The 12513-nt window shown below is 69.1% G+C and carries 13 protein-coding genes; all 13 read left to right on the forward strand.

The genetic code is table 11. The features are described from left to right. Positions 1-18 precede the first annotated feature (18 nt). The 13 genes from ABZ810_RS24535 to ABZ810_RS24595 all read left to right on the forward strand — a co-directional run bounded on the left by ABZ810_RS24535 (position 19) and on the right by ABZ810_RS24595 (position 12456). Positions 19-1260: an arginine deiminase gene (locus ABZ810_RS24535; protein ID WP_358406801.1), complete on the forward strand. Its 1242-nt coding sequence runs from the start codon at positions 19-21 to the stop codon at positions 1258-1260. 53 nt (positions 1261-1313) lie between these two features. Beyond that, the gene (argF, locus tag ABZ810_RS24540; RefSeq protein WP_358406803.1) at positions 1314-2315 is read left to right on the forward strand and encodes an ornithine carbamoyltransferase; all 1002 of its coding nucleotides are present in this window, start codon (positions 1314-1316) and stop codon (positions 2313-2315) included. A 26-nt stretch (positions 2316-2341) separates the two neighbouring features. Then, on the forward strand, positions 2342-3277 hold the full coding sequence (arcC, locus tag ABZ810_RS24545) for a carbamate kinase (RefSeq protein ID WP_358406806.1): 936 nt from the start codon (positions 2342-2344) through the stop codon (positions 3275-3277). Positions 3278-3316: 39 nt separating this feature from the next. Further along, positions 3317-4765: an amino acid permease gene (locus ABZ810_RS24550; RefSeq protein ID WP_358406809.1), complete on the forward strand. Its 1449-nt coding sequence runs from the start codon at positions 3317-3319 to the stop codon at positions 4763-4765. Continuing rightward, positions 4762-5655, forward strand: a complete 894-nt coding sequence (locus ABZ810_RS24555; RefSeq protein WP_358406811.1) for a universal stress protein — start codon at positions 4762-4764, stop codon at positions 5653-5655. The genes ABZ810_RS24550 and ABZ810_RS24555 overlap by 4 nt, the downstream gene beginning before the upstream one ends. 224 nt (positions 5656-5879) lie before the next feature. Further along, the gene (locus ABZ810_RS24560) at positions 5880-6641 is read left to right on the forward strand and encodes a metalloregulator ArsR/SmtB family transcription factor (protein ID WP_358407067.1); all 762 of its coding nucleotides are present in this window, start codon (positions 5880-5882) and stop codon (positions 6639-6641) included. Then, positions 6638-8050: a Fe-S cluster assembly protein SufB gene (gene sufB / locus ABZ810_RS24565; RefSeq protein WP_358406812.1), complete on the forward strand. Its 1413-nt coding sequence runs from the start codon at positions 6638-6640 to the stop codon at positions 8048-8050. Before ABZ810_RS24560 ends, sufB begins: the two co-directional genes overlap by 4 nt. Then, positions 8050-9195, forward strand: a complete 1146-nt coding sequence (gene sufD / locus ABZ810_RS24570) for a Fe-S cluster assembly protein SufD (protein ID WP_358406815.1) — start codon at positions 8050-8052, stop codon at positions 9193-9195. The genes sufB and sufD overlap by 1 nt, the downstream gene beginning before the upstream one ends. Then, on the forward strand, positions 9195-9512 hold the full coding sequence (locus tag ABZ810_RS24575) for a non-heme iron oxygenase ferredoxin subunit (RefSeq protein ID WP_358406817.1): 318 nt from the start codon (positions 9195-9197) through the stop codon (positions 9510-9512). The genes sufD and ABZ810_RS24575 overlap by 1 nt, the downstream gene beginning before the upstream one ends. A 23-nt stretch (positions 9513-9535) precedes the next feature. Continuing rightward, on the forward strand, positions 9536-10303 hold the full coding sequence (gene sufC / locus ABZ810_RS24580) for a Fe-S cluster assembly ATPase SufC (protein WP_358406819.1): 768 nt from the start codon (positions 9536-9538) through the stop codon (positions 10301-10303). Further along, complete coding sequence (locus tag ABZ810_RS24585) at positions 10300-11562, forward strand: cysteine desulfurase (protein WP_358406820.1); 1263 nt, start codon at positions 10300-10302, stop codon at positions 11560-11562. Before sufC ends, ABZ810_RS24585 begins: the two co-directional genes overlap by 4 nt. 58 nt (positions 11563-11620) lie before the next feature. Further along, positions 11621-12076, forward strand: coding sequence for a Fe-S cluster assembly sulfur transfer protein SufU (sufU, locus tag ABZ810_RS24590; RefSeq protein WP_358406822.1), 456 nt, complete (start codon positions 11621-11623; stop codon positions 12074-12076). Then, positions 12073-12456 carry a metal-sulfur cluster assembly factor gene (locus tag ABZ810_RS24595; RefSeq protein ID WP_358406824.1) on the forward strand — a complete coding sequence of 128 codons (384 nt, stop codon included), beginning with the start codon at positions 12073-12075 and terminating at the stop codon, positions 12454-12456. The genes sufU and ABZ810_RS24595 overlap by 4 nt, the downstream gene beginning before the upstream one ends. Positions 12457-12513 lie beyond the last annotated feature (57 nt).

Raw genomic sequence — 12513 nt, forward strand, 5'->3', positions numbered from 1 at the left:
ACCATCGAGGAGCAACGCATGACTTTCCATGTCGATTCAGAGGTCGGCAAGCTGCGCCAGGTGCTCGTCCACAAGCCGGAGCTGTCGCTCAAGCGCCTCACCCCGACCAACGCCGCCGACCTGCTGTTCGACGACGTGCTCTGGGTCCAGCGGGCGGGCGAGGAGCACGAGGAGTTCCAGAACCTGCTGCGCTCGCGCGGCATCAAGGTGCACCTGCTGCTCGACCTGCTGCGCGAGACGATCGACATCCCCGAGGCCAGGAAGCACATCCTCGACTACGTCATCGACCCGCACTGGTTCGGCCCGCTGTCGACCGACGCGATCCGCAACGCGTTCGACGCGATGAACCTCAAGGACCTCGGGTCGTACCTCATCGGCGGCATCACCAAGCGCGAGCTGCTCGACCACATGCAGGAGCCCAAGTCGATCGCGTTCCACTCGCTGGAGATGGACGACTTCATCCTGCCGCCGCTGCCCAACCACCTGTTCACCCGCGACACCTCGTGCTGGGTCTACAACGGCGTCTCGATCAACGCGATGCGCAAGAAGGCCCGCATGCGCGAGACCGTCAACATGGAGGCCATCTACAAGTGGCACCCGCTGTACGCCGACGGCTACGGCACGCCCGACTCCGGCGGCTTCAACGTGTGGAACGAGGGCACCGCGATGGCCCCGGCCACCATCGAGGGCGGCGACGTCCTGGTCATCGGCAAGGGCGCGGTGCTGGTGGGCATGAGCGAGCGCACCCAGCCGCAGGCCGTGGAGATGCTCGCCCAGTCGCTGTTCGCCAAGGGCGCGGCCGAGCGGATCGTCGCGCTGCAGATGCCGCAGAAGCGCGCGTTCATGCACCTGGACACCGTCATGACGATGGTCGACCACGGCGTCTTCACCAAGTACGCCGGCATGGGCATGCTGCCGTCCTACACGGTCGAGCCCGGTGACAACGAGAAGGAGCTCAAGGTCACCGACCACGCGGCCGAGGACATGCACACGGCGATCGGGCAGGCGCTCGGCCTGGACGAGATCAAGGTGCTCACCGCCACCCAGGACGTGTTCGCCGCCGAGCGCGAGCAGTGGGACGACGGCTCCAACGTGCTGGCCATCGAGCCGGGCGTCGTCGTCGCCTACGAGCGCAACACCACCACCAACAACTTCCTCAGCCAGAACGGCGTCGAGGTCCTCACCATCCGCGGCAGCGAGCTCGGCCGGGGCCGTGGCGGCCCCCGCTGCATGAGCTGCCCGATGGAGCGCGACGCCTGACCGGCCGCGCCCGACCCGACACCTGTCTCATCACCAAACGGAGTGGACCGACCATGGCGTTCAACCTGCGCGGGCGCAGCTTCCTCAAGGAGCTGGACTTCACGCCCAAGGAGTGGAAGTTCCTGCTCGACCTGTCGGCCGACCTGAAGAAGGCCAAGTACGCGGGCACCGAGAACCAGCACCTCAGGGGCAAGAACATCGCCCTCATCTTCGAGAAGACCTCGACCCGCACCCGCTGCGCGTTCGAGGTGGGCGCGCACGACCAGGGCGCGCACGTCACCTACCTGGACTCCAGCGGCTCCCAGATCGGCCACAAGGAGTCGATCAAGGACACCGCCCGGGTGCTGGGCCGGATGTTCGACGGCATCGAGTTCCGCGGCAAGAGCCAGCAGGCGGTCGAGGACCTCGCCGAGTATTCCGGTGTGCCGGTCTGGAACGGCCTGACCGACGAGTGGCACCCCACCCAGATGCTGGCCGACCAGCTCACCATGCGCGAGCACAACGACAAGCCGCTCAGCCAGATGACCTTCGCCTACCTGGGCGACGCCCGCTTCAACATGGCCAACTCCTACATCGCCGCGGGCGCGCTGATGGGCATGGACGTGCGGATCGTCGCGCCCAAGGCCCTGTGGCCCGACCAGGACATGGTCGTCAAGCCGGCCAGGGAGGTGGCGGCCAAGACCGGCGCCACCATCACCATCACCGAGAAGGTGAACGAGGGCGTCAAGGGCGCCGACTTCGTCCTCACCGACGTCTGGGTCTCCATGGGCGAGCCCAAGGACGTGTGGGACGAGCGCATCAAGATGCTCAAGAAGTACCAGGTCAACTCGAAGGTCATGAAGGCGACCGGCAACCCGGACGCCAAGTTCATGCACTGCCTGCCGGCCTTCCACAACCGCGAGACCGCGGTCGGCGAGGAGATCTACGAGCACACCGGCATGGACGCGCTCGAGGTCACCGAGGACGTCTTCGAGTCCGACGCGTCGATCGTCTTCGACGAGGCCGAGAACCGCATGCACACCATCAAGGCGATCATGGTCGCCACGCTCGGCTGAGCCGGGGCGGACGGGGGAGGAACACCATGCGCGTCGTCGTCGCGCTCGGGGGGAACGCGCTCATGGAGCGCGGTGACAAGCCCGACGCCGAGACCCAGCGGGCCAACGTCATGACCGCGGTCAAGTCGCTGGCCCCGCTGGCGGCCGAGCACGAGCTCATCATCACGCACGGGAACGGCCCGCAGGTGGGGGTGCTCGCGCTGCAGAGCATCAACGACCCCAACCTGTCCAGGCCGTACCCGCTGGACACCATCGGCGCCGAGACCCAGGGCATGATCGGCTACTGGATGCTCCAGGCCCTCCAGAACGCCCTGCCGGGCCGCCAGGTGCTCGCGCTGGTCACCCAGACCCTGGTGTCGGCCGTCGACCCGGCGTTCGACGACCCGACCAAGTTCGTCGGGCAGGTCTACTCCAAGGACGAGGCCCAGAAGCTGGCCAAGGAGTACGGCTGGACGGTCAAGGAGGACGGCGACTACTGGCGCCGCGTGGTGCCCTCGCCCAAGCCGCAGCGGGTCATCGAGACCCGGCTGATCCGCCAGCAGGTGCGCGCCGGCACGGTCGTGATCTGCGCGGGCGGCGGCGGCATCCCGGTCTTCCGTAACGACGTGGGCCAGCTGGAGGGCACCGAGGCGGTCATCGACAAGGACCTGACCGCCGCGCTCCTGGCCGAGACGCTGGAGGCGGACGCCTTCCTCATCCTCACCGACGTGCCGCGCGTGATGCGCCACTTCGGCACGCCGAAGCAGGAGGACATCAAGCACACCACGCCGCACGAGCTGCGCGCCGAGGAGTTCCCGGCCGGCTCCATGGGGCCGAAGATCGACGCCGTCTGCGGCTTCGTGGAGACGACCGGTGACATGGCCGCGATCGGCAGGCTCGACCAGTGCATGCAGATCGTCGACGGCACCGCGGGCACGATCGTGACCCCGAACGCCTCCTGGCCGCTCACCAGCACGCTCTGACCGGCCGGCCATCCAGACGGACGCGAAAACGGGGGAAGCGTGACCACGGGAACGACATCGGGGCCCGGGCGGGGCTCGCCGCTGCGCGGCCTGTTCAGGACCAAACCGGTCGACCAGATCATCAAAGAGGGCGGGCAGGGTTCGGGCGGCGAGCTCAAGCGCACGATGGGCCTGCTCCAGCTGACGCTCTTCAGCGTCGGCGCCACGCTCGGCACGGGCATCTTCTTCGTGCTCGGCCAGGCGGTTCCGGTCGCCGGGCCCGCGGTCGTCCTCGGGTTCGCGCTGGCGGCGGTGACGGCGCTGTTCTCCGCGCTGTCGTACGCGGAACTGGCCGGCACCATCCCGGTCTCCGGCTCCTCGTACTCCTACACCTACGCCACCATGGGCGAGCTCGTCGCCTGGGTCTGCGGCTGGTGCCTGCTGCTGGAGTACGCGGTGTCGGTGTCGGCGGTGGCCTCCAGCTGGGGCGGCTACCTCAACGAGTTCTTCGAGTCGGCGTTCGGCTTCAGCATGCCGGCCGCGATCAGCCACTCGCCGGGTGACAGCGGCGGCGTGATCAACCTGCCCGCCGTCGTCATCGTCGTCCTGGCCACGCTCCTGCTGCTGAGGGGCACGTCCGAGAGCGCCACCGCCAACACCATCATGGTGATGCTCAAGATCGCGGTGCTGGGCTTCTTCTGCTTCGTGGCGTTCACCGCGTTCGACACCGGCCACTTCTCCGACTTCGCGCCCATGGGCTGGGCGGGGATCAGCGCGGCCGGCTCGAAGGTGTTCTTCTCCTACATCGGCTTCGACGCCGCCTCGACGGCCGGCGAGGAGGCCAAGAACCCCAAGCGCGACCTGCCGCTGGCCATCCTGCTCTCGCTGCTGATCGTGACCGCGATCTACGTGCTGGTCGGGATCGCCGCGGTCGGCGCCATGCCCTGGCAGGACTTCAACTCCAACACCTCGCTGGCGGACGTGCTGAACCTGGCCACCGGCAACGCCAGGTGGGCGGCGCTCATCCTGTCGTTCGGCGTGGTCATCTCCATGGGCACCGTGGTGCTGACCGTCCTGTACGGGCAGACGCGCATCCTGTTCGCGATGTCGCGCGACGGCCTCATCCCGAAGGTCTTCGAGCGGGTCAGCCGCACGCAGGTCCCGGTCTACAACACGCTCATCGTCTGCGTCTTCGTCTCGGTGCTGGCGGCGGTCGTGCCGCTCGGCCAGCTCGCCGAGGCCACCAGCATCGGCACGCTGTTCGCGTTCGCCCTGGTCAATCTCGGCGTGATCGTGCTGCGCCGGAGCCGGCCCGACATGCCGCGCAGTTTCCGCACCCCGCTGTTCCCGATCACGCCGATTCTGGGCGTCGGTTTCTGCGTTTACCTGATGTACGGGCTCGACACGATCACCTGGGTGGTCTTCCTGATCTGGAGCGCGGTCGGGCTGGCGGCCTATTTCGCCTATGGACATCGACACTCCAACCTGGCGCGAAAGGGGCTGGGATGACCGATCTACGAGTTCTCACCGGATATTCGCCCGACGACCGCGGCGACGACGCCCTGGCCCTGGCGTGCCTGGTGGTCCGGACGGCCGGGGCGCATCTGACCGTCGCCAACGTCCATCCGCCCGCGTGGCCGGCCCGCGGCCCCGGCTCGGTGGACGCCGAATGGATCGCCTACCTGGAGGAGCAGGCGCAGCTCGCGCTCAAGCAGGCGGGGGAGCGCCTCAGCGGGGTGCCCAAGAAGGACGTCGACTTCGTCGTGGCGGCCAACCGCGGCAGCGGGCGGGGCCTCCTGGAGGTGGCCAGAGACGCCGACGCGGGACTGGTCGTGGTCGGATCGGCGCCGCGCGGGCGCCGCGGCCGGATCGCCATCGGCAGCACCGCCGACCAGCTGCTGCACGGGTCGCCCGTGCCGGTCCTGCTGGCGCCGCGCGGCTACGCCGAGGACGCGCCCAAGAAGTTCGAGCGGCTGACGATCGCCTACTGGCGGCGCCCGGCGACCGAGCCCGCGCTGCGGGCGGCCGCGGAACTGGCCCGGTCGCTGGACCTGCCGATCCGGCTCGTCACGCTGGTCCTGCGGCCGCCGGGCCTGGCCGCCAAGTTCCGCAACGCCGACGAGGTGATGCGGCGGCAGCTGGACCAGGCCGAGAAGGACCTGGACCACGCCGCGGGCCTCATCTCCGGCGACGCCGAGGTCACCACCGAGGCGCTGCTGGGCACCGGGATCAGCAAGACGCTCGGCAACCTGGAGACGCTGCCCGGCGAGGTGCTCGCGTGCATGTCCAGCCACGACGGCCCGCTCCGCAAGGTCTTCCTCGGCGAGAGCTCGGGCAAGATCGTCCGGGCGGCGACCTGCCCGGTCCTGGTCCTGCCACGTGGCACGGCGACCCGCTGACGATCTCGTGGTGGGCATAGAGTGTGCCGTCGCGGCGTTCCAGGAGACGCGGTCCGAACCGTCCCGGAATCGCCATATTCGCAGGTTAGGTAAGGCTAACCTGCGTGATTGACGACATCAGGATTCGTTTGTTCCTCGGGAAGGAATTACGGCACACTGATGTTGTGAAATACGTGAGCGAGACGACGAGCGCCCCGAAGGCCGCCTCCGCGCGGCCCGCCGGCGTGCCGTCGAACGCCGGCCACGGCGAGCGCGACACCCGCGCGCGCGTGGCCCGGCTCGTCCTCGAGCACGGTCCCATCACCGCGTCCTCGCTGGGGGACCGGATGGGACTCACCCCGGCCGCCATCCGCCGGCACCTGGACGCCCTCCTCGCGGAGGACATGATCGAGGTCGAGACCCGCAGGTCCCGGCCGCAGGGGCAGCGCGGACGGGGGCGTCCGGCCAAGTGGTTCGTGATCACCGACGCCGGGCGCAACGCCTTCGTGCACGCCTATGACGACCTGGCGACCAGCGCCCTGCGATTCCTCGCCGAGACGGCGGGGGAGCGGGCGGTGGCCGAGTTCGCCCGGCGGCAGATCGCCGACCTGGAGCGCCGCTACCTGCCGGTCGTCCAGGGCGCCCCGCCCCACCAGCGGGTGCGCAGGCTGGCCGAGGCCCTGTCGGCCGACGGCTACGCCGCGGCGGCGGCCAAGGCCCCCAAGGCCGTGTCCAAGGCCGTGTCCGGCGAGTCGTGGGGCGAGCAGTTGTGCCAGCACCACTGCCCCGTCGCGCACGTGGCCGCCGAGTTCCCGCAGCTGTGCGAGGCCGAGACCGAGGCGTTCAGCAGGTTGCTGGGCACCCCGGTGCAGCGCCTGGCGACGATCGCCCACGGCGACGGGATCTGCACCACCCACGTCAGCCCCCGGTCCCTCTGCGGAGGGGACGCTGAGGGGGAGGACGGTCAGAACACCGCAAACGAGGAGTCCGGGAGGACCTCCCTATGACTACGGCAGCCCACCCCGAGCTGGAAGGGCTTGACAAGTACAAGTTCGGCTGGGCCGACTCGGATGAGGCCGGCGCGTCCGCGCGCCGTGGCCTGAACGAGGATGTCGTCCGCGACATCTCCGGCAAGAAGGGCGAGCCCGACTGGATGCTCGACCTGCGCCTCAAGGGGCTGCGGCTGTTCGACAAGAAGCCGATGCCCAGCTGGGGCTCGGACCTGTCGGCCATCGACTTCGACAACATCAAGTACTTCGTCCGCTCCACCGAGAAGCAGGCCGCTTCCTGGGAGGAGCTCCCCGAGGACATCAAGAACACCTACGACAAGCTGGGCATCCCCGAGGCCGAGAAGCAGCGCCTCGTGGCCGGTGTGGCCGCCCAGTACGAGTCGGAGGTCGTCTATCACAAGATCCGTGAGGACCTCGAGGAGAAGGGCGTCATCTTCCTCGACACCGACACCGGCCTCAAGGAGCACCCGGAGATCTTCCAGGAGTACTTCGGCTCGGTGATCCCGGTGGGCGACAACAAGTTCGCCGCGCTCAACACGTCCGTGTGGTCGGGCGGCTCGTTCATCTACGTGCCGCCGGGCGTGCACGTCGAGATCCCGCTCCAGGCCTACTTCCGGATCAACACCGAGAACATGGGCCAGTTCGAGCGCACGCTGATCATCGCGGACGAGGGCTCGTACGTGCACTACGTCGAGGGCTGTACCGCGCCGATCTACAAGTCCGACTCGCTGCACTCGGCGGTCGTCGAGATCGTCGTGAAGAAGGACGCCCGCGTCCGCTACACGACCATCCAGAACTGGTCCAACAACGTCTACAACCTGGTGACCAAGCGCGCCGTCGCCTACGAGGGCGCCACCATGGAGTGGGTCGACGGCAACATCGGCTCCAAGGTCACCATGAAGTACCCGGCCGTCTACCTGCTCGGCGAGCACGCCAAGGGCGAGACGCTGTCCATCGCCTTCGCGGGCGAGGGCCAGCACCAGGACGCCGGCGCCAAGATGGTGCACGCCGCGCCCCGCACCTCCAGCTCGGTCATCTCCAAGTCGGTGGCGCGCGGCGGCGGCCGCACGTCCTACCGCGGGCTGGTCCAGGTCCAGGAGGGCGCCGCCCACTCCAAGTCCACGGTCAAGTGCGACGCGCTGCTGGTCGACCAGATCAGCCGGTCCGACACCTACCCCTATGTCGACGTCCGCGAGGACGACGTGGAGATGGGCCACGAGGCCACCGTCTCCAAGGTGTCGGAGGACCAGCTGTTCTACCTGATGAGCCGCGGCATGACCGAGGACGAGGCGATGGCGATGATCGTGCGCGGGTTCGTCGAGCCCATCGCGCGCGAGCTGCCCATGGAGTACGCGCTCGAGCTCAACCGGCTCATCGAACTGCAGATGGAAGGAGCCGTCGGCTGATGGGCCTGGACGAACGGCCTCTCTCGACTCTGCACGAGAAGGGCTCCTACGACGTCGCCGATTTCGAGGTGCCGACCGGCCGCGAGGAGGAGTGGCGGTTCACCCCGCTGCGCCGCCTCCGCGGCCTGCACAACGGCACTGCTCCCCACGAAGGTGGGGGTGACCCGGTCATCGTCGAGATCGAGGCGGCGCCCGAGGTGAAGGTCGAGCGCGTGGGTCGTGATGACCCGCGCCTCGGCCGGGCCTACGTGCCTTCAGACCGCGTGAGTGCGCAGGCATATGCCTCGTTCTCCCAGGCCACCGTCGTGACGGTGCCGAAGGAGACGGTCGCGTCCTCCCCGACCGTGATCCGGACGCGCGGCGAGGACTCCTCTTCCGCCGCCTACGGCCACACCACCGTGATCCTGGAGCCGTTCGCCCAGGCCACGGTCGTGCTCAGCCACCACGGCAGCGCCACCTACGCCGACAACGTCGAGTTCGTCGTCGGCGACGGCGCCCACCTGTCGGTGATCAGCCTCCAGGACTGGGCCGACGACGCCGTGCACGTCTCCCACCAGCACGCCAAGCTGGCCAGGGACGCACGGTTCGTCAGCCACAACATCAGCCTCGGCGGCGACGTCGTGCGGATCTCGCCGTCGGTCGTCTACGACGCGCCCGGCGGCGACGCCGAGCTCTACGGCGTCTACTTCGCCGACGGCGGCCAGCACCTGGAGCACCGCCTCCTGGTCGACCACGTCGTGCCCAGCTGCCGCAGCCGCGTCGACTACCGCGGCGCGCTGCAGGACCAGGACGCGCACGCCGTCTGGATCGGCGACGTGATCATCCGGGCCGAGGCCGAGGGCACCGACACCTACGAGCTCAACCGCAACCTGGTGCTGACCGACGGCACGCGCGTCGACTCGGTGCCCAACCTGGAGATCCTCACCGGTGAGGTCGCCGGCGCGGGCCACGCCTCGGCGTCCGGCCGGCTCGACGACGAGCACCTGTTCTACCTCCAGGCCCGCGGCATCCCGTTCGACGAGGCCCGGCGCATGGTGGTGCGCGGCTTCCTCGGCCAGCTCATCGAGCGCATCGAGGTCGACGAGGTCCGGGAGAAGGTGCAGGAGGCCATCGAGGCCGAGCTCGAGCAGGGAGCGCGCGGCTGATGGCGTTCGTCAAGGTGTGCCCGCTGGCGGAGATCCCGGGTGACGGGGCCATGGCCGTCGAGATCGACGACACCCCGGTCGCCCTCGTGCGTTCCGGCGAGGGCGTCTTCGCGCTCAGTGACATCTGCTCGCACGCCGAGGTCTCGCTCTCCGAGGGCGAGGTCTACGACGGCACCATCGAGTGCTGGCTGCACGGGTCGTGCTTCGACCTGCGCACCGGCAAGCCCACCAACCCGCCGGCCACGCAGCCGGTCGCCACCTACAAGGTCAAGGTCGAGGACGGCGACGTCTACGTCTCGCTCGGCTCCGACGACTGACACTACGAGAGAGCAACATAGATATGGCCACGCTTGAGATCCGCGACCTCCACGTCTCCGTCGCCGACGGCACGGACGGGACCAAGGAGATCCTGCGCGGGGTCGACCTGACCGTGAAGGCCGGCGAGACCCACGCGATCATGGGGCCCAACGGCTCCGGCAAGTCCACGCTCGCCTACGCCATCGCGGGACACCCCAAGTACGAGGTCACCGGCGGCGCCGTGACGCTCGACGGCGAGGACGTCCTGGAGATGAGCGTCGACGAGCGCGCCCGCGCCGGGCTCTTCCTGGCGATGCAGTACCCGGTCGAGGTGCCCGGCGTCTCGGTCTCCAACTTCCTGCGCTCGGCCGTCACCGCCGTCCGCGGCGAGGCGCCCAAGCTGCGCGAGTTCTCCAAGGATCTGAAGCAGGCGCTCCAGAACCTGTCGATCGACCCGTCGTTCGCCCAGCGCAGCCTCAACGAGGGCTTCTCCGGCGGTGAGAAGAAGCGGCACGAGATCCTCCAGCTGGAGATGCTCAAGCCCAAGATCGCCATCCTGGACGAGACCGACTCGGGCCTCGACGTCGACGCGCTCAAGGTCGTCTCCGAGGGCGTCAACCGGTTCGGCGCGCGCGACGACACCGGCGTGCTGCTGATCACCCACTACACCCGCATCCTGCGCTACGTGAAGCCCGACTTCGTGCACGTCTTCGCCGCCGGCCGCATCGTCGAGGAGGGCGGCCCCGAGCTGGCCGACCAGCTGGAGAACGAGGGCTACGAGAAGTACGCGAAGGCGGGCGCGTCGTCATGACCCTGCTCCCCGAGGAGCTCAAGAAGGACTTCCCGATCCTGACCCGCACCGTGCGCGGCGGACGCGAGCTGGTCTACCTCGACTCCGGGGCGACCTCGCAGAAGCCGGTCCAGGTGCTGGACGCCGAGCGGGAGTTCTACGAGCGGCACAACGCCGCGCCCCACCGCGGCGCGCACCTGCTCGCCGAGGAGGCGACGGAGGCGTACGAGAACGCGCGCATCAAGATCGCCACGTTCATCGGGGGCGTGCCCGGCGAGATCGTGTTCACCAAGAACGCGACCGAGGGCATCAACCTCGTCGCGTACGCGATGAGCAACGCGGCGACCGCGGGGCCCGAGGCCGAACGGTTCCGGGTCGGCCCCGGCGACGAGATCGTCGTCACCGAGATGGAGCACCACGCCAACCTGGTGCCCTGGCAGCAGCTCTGCCACCGGACCGGCGCCACGCTGCGCTGGTTCGGCCTGACCGACGACGGCCGGCTCGACCTCGGCGAGCTCGACACGATCGTCAACGAGCGCACCAGGCTGGTCGCGCTCACCCACCAGTCCAACGTGCTCGGCACCGTCCCGCCGGTCGAGCTGATCGCGGCGCGCGCCCGCCAGGTCGGCGCGCTGGTCCTGCTCGACGGCGCCCAGTCGGTGCCGCACCAGCCGGTCGACGTGCGCGACCTGGGCGCCGACTTCCTGGTGTTCTCGGGGCACAAGATGCTCGGCCCGACCGGCATCGGCGTGCTCTGGGGGCGGCGCGAGCTGCTCGACGTCATGCCGCCGTTCATCACCGGCGGTTCCATGATCGAGGTCGTGCGCATGGAGGGCTCCACCTTCATGCCGCCGCCGCAGCGGTTCGAGGCCGGCGTGCCGATGACCGCGCAGGCGATCGGCCTCGGCGCGGCCTGCGACTACCTGTCCGAGATCGGGATGGACCGGGTGCACGCCCACGAGGAGGCGCTGATCGCCTACTCGCTGGAGCGCCTCGGCGAGATCCCCGGCGTCAGGATCATCGGGCCCGTCAGCACCGAGGCGCGCGGCGGCGCGGTGTCGTTCACCGTCGACGAGATCCACCCGCACGACGTCGGCCAGGTGCTCGACGAGCTGGGCGTGGCGATCCGGGTCGGGCACCACTGCGCGTGGCCGATCTGCCGCCGGTTCGGGATCCCGGCCACCACCCGGGCGACCTTCTACGTCTACAACACCCTGTCCGACATCGACGCGCTCACCGAGGGTGTCAGGCAGGCCCAGAAGTTCTTCGGAACAGCCTGATCCACCCGGCTGTTGTACGAGGAAGTCCCCTGCAGGAAGCACGACGAAAAAGGACGACATGCAGCTCGAGGCGATGTACCAGGAGGTCATCCTGGATCATTACCGCAACCCCCACAACAAGGGGCTGCGGGAGCCGTACGAGGGCGAGGCGCACCACGTCAACCCGACCTGCGGTGACGAGGTGACGCTGCGCGTGCACCTCGAGGGCGAGGGGCAGGACGCCGTCGTCGCGGACGTCTCGTACGACGCCATGGGCTGCTCGATCAGCCAGGCCAGCGCGTCGGTGATGAGCGACCTCATCATCGGCAAGCCGGTCAAGGAGGCGATGACGATCGGCGACGAGTTCCTCGCGCTGATGCAGTCGCGCGGCCAGGCCGAGCCGGACGAGGACGTCCTGGAGGACGCCGTCGCCTTCACCGGGGTGTCCAAGTACCCCGCCCGCATCAAGTGCGCCCTGCTCGCCTGGATGGCGTGGAAGGACGCGACCGCCCGCGCTCTCGGAGAGGCATCATGACTGACACGCCGGAGACCGCCGCCACCCCGGACACCGCTCCGGAGACCGCCGCCGAGGGCGGCGCCGTGGCGACCACCGCCGCCGAGGAGGAGGTCCTCGAGGCGCTCAAGGACGTCGTCGACCCCGAGCTCGGCATCAACGTCGTCGACCTCGGCCTGATCTACGGCATCAACCTGGCCGACGAGATCGCCACCATCGACATGACCCTGACCAGCGCCGCCTGCCCGCTCACCGACGTGATCGAGGACCAGGCGCACAGCGCGCTGGAGGGCCTGGTCAAGGACGTCAAGCTCAACTGGGTCTGGCTCCCGCCGTGGGGCCCCGACAAGATCACCGACGAGGGCCGCGACCAGCTCCGGGCCCTCGGCTTCAACGTCTGACCCGCACCCGCACCACGCGTACGAAAGGCCCCGTCCGAGGACGGGGCCTTCGTCGTC

It is taken from the genome of Spirillospora sp. NPDC047279 (assembly GCF_040643285.1).
Taxonomy (GTDB): Bacteria; Actinomycetota; Actinomycetes; order Streptosporangiales; family Streptosporangiaceae; genus Spirillospora.